Raw genomic sequence first — 2,121 nt, 5'->3', positions numbered from 1 at the left:
CCAGAGTCGATTTGTACGATCATCGTCTTCATGCTGCTGACCAAAATCGGTCTGACCGGCGGGATTGCCATCCGCAATTCCAACCTGACGGAAATGGTATTACCAATGATCTTTGCCGTCATAGTAGGGATTATTGTGGTCTTCGTCGCGCGCTATACCTTAGCCAATCTGCCCAAGGTGAAAGTGGTGGATGCGATCGCTACTGGGGGATTATTTGGAGCCGTGAGTGGCTCGACTATGGCCGCCGGTCTGACGGTACTGGAAGAACAAAAGATCCCCTACGAGGCCTGGGCCGGCGCACTCTATCCTTTTATGGATATCCCGGCGCTGGTAACGGCGATCGTGGTGGCTAACATTTATCTTAACAAGAAGAAGCAGAAAGAAGCGGCCCACGACCACGAGTCTTTTAGCAAGCAGCCGGTGGCGGCCGGGGATTATTCCGATCAGCAGGGTTATCCCAGCAGTCGGCAGGAATATCTCAGCCTACAGCAGCCAGCGGATAATCGGGTCAAGATTTGGCCGATCATTGAAGAAAGCCTTCGCGGACCTGCCCTATCGGCCATGTTATTAGGTCTGGCTTTGGGCATCTTCACCCAGCCGGAAACTGTCTATAAAAGCTTCTACGATCCCCTCTTTCGCGGCTTGCTTTCGATCTTGATGCTGGTCATGGGGATGGAGGCTTGGTCAAGGGTGGGTGAACTGCGTAAGGTAGCCCAGTGGTATGTTGTCTATAGCGTACTAGCACCCTTTGTGCATGGGCTAATCGCCTTCGGTCTCGGCATGATTGCCCACTACGCCACCGGGTTCAGTTGGGGCGGTGTCGTGGTTCTGGCCGTCATCGCTTCCTCTAGTTCCGACATCTCTGGGCCGCCCACGTTGCGGGCCGGTATCCCCTCGGCTAATCCCTCCGCCTATATAGGTGCGTCCACGGCCATCGGTACGCCCGTAGCGATCGGCTTATGTATCCCGTTCTTCCTTGGTCTCGCCCAGGCCCTCAGCGGCGGCTAGGATTGTGGTCGGTGGGCGCTCCCTTGACGGGGCCTACCAAGCAAATAAGTGTACACATTTAAGGAGATAATCAACATGGCCAAACCAGCCAAAAAGCTCGTCATCGTCACAGAAAAGATTTTGCTGAAAAAAGTCGCCAAGATCATCGAAGAATGCGGGGCGACCGGTTACACGGTGATGGATACTGGCGGTAAAGGCAGTCGCAACGTGCGCTCGTCGGGACAACCCCACGTTTCCGAAACCGATACGAATGTTAAGTTCGAGATACTTACCCCCGATCGAATTATGGCCCAAAATATTGCCAAGCAGGTTGCCGATCAGTTTTTCCTCAATTTTGCGGGCATGATCTATCTCTGTGATGCGGAGGTTCTGTACGGACAGAGTTTCTGTGGACCAGAGGGCTGTGAAATCTAGACAACTAAGCTTGTCTTGATCCGGGCCACCCCATCTGCAGCCTGACTGTCCTTGAGCGGTGGCCCTTTTTCCTATCCCCCAGTTTTATGACCACCTGAAACCTTTAACCCTCATCCCTTTAAACTGATGATTTTGTCCCCTATTCTGCCTCCTTTGATTGGGGAGATAGCAGCCCCCATGACTCCGCTCCCCTTGCTTGCCACCGTTGTGGCCGAGGATTCACCGATTATTCTCTCTGGCGTATTGCTGACACTGGTGGTGATTTATCTGGCCAGCAAGCTCGGCGCAGAGGCCGCCAGACGATTAGATTTTCCTCCCGTACTGGGAGAACTGGTCGCCGGTGTGATTGTCGGCGTTTCGGCCTTGCATCTGCTCATCTTTCCCGAAGGGGGACTATCGGCCTCTGACTCGCTGATTATGACGGTACTGCAAGGATTGAATCAATTGGCCCCGGCTGCCGTGGACCGGATCTTTGAGTCCCAAAGTGAAGTGATTTCGGTTCTAGCTGAAATCGGTGTGATTATTCTGCTGTTTGAAATTGGCCTAGAATCCGACCTCCGACAACTCAAGGAAGTGGGAATTCAAGCCACGGTTGTGGCCTGTGTGGGGGTTGCGGCACCTTTTGCGGCAGGTACGGCCGGGTTAATGCTCGTCTTTCATGTGGCGGCTATCCCGGCGATTTTTGCAGGGGCTGCCTTG

Annotated in this window: 3 protein-coding genes; all 3 read left to right on the top strand. The window is 53.8% G+C overall.

Annotation, left to right across the window (positions count from 1 at the left end; all coding sequences use genetic code 11):
• On the top strand, positions 1 to 1,008 hold a 1,008-nt coding region (locus PX484_RS25525; RefSeq protein WP_288106245.1), incomplete at its 5' end, for a sodium-dependent bicarbonate transport family permease.
• Positions 1,009 to 1,083: 75 nt separating this feature from the next.
• Complete coding sequence (locus PX484_RS25520) at positions 1,084 to 1,422, top strand: P-II family nitrogen regulator (protein ID WP_002801029.1); 339 nt, start codon at positions 1,084 to 1,086, stop codon at positions 1,420 to 1,422.
• Between the two features lie 126 nt (positions 1,423 to 1,548).
• On the top strand, positions 1,549 to 2,121 hold a 573-nt coding region (locus PX484_RS25515), incomplete at its 3' end, for a cation:proton antiporter domain-containing protein (protein WP_288106242.1).

It is taken from the genome of Microcystis sp. M49636_WE2, assembly GCF_030065375.1.
In the GTDB taxonomy this organism is placed as follows: domain Bacteria; phylum Cyanobacteriota; class Cyanobacteriia; order Cyanobacteriales; family Microcystaceae; genus Microcystis; species Microcystis aeruginosa_C.
The sequence above is the reverse complement of the archived record's forward strand: the minus strand, read 5'-3'. Positions and strand labels throughout refer to the sequence as shown.

Coding starts and splice junctions, on each gene's coding strand:
- PX484_RS25520 (WP_002801029.1), top strand. CDS start 1,084: ATGGCCAAACCAGCCAAAAAGCTCGTCATCGTCACAGAAAAGATTTTG.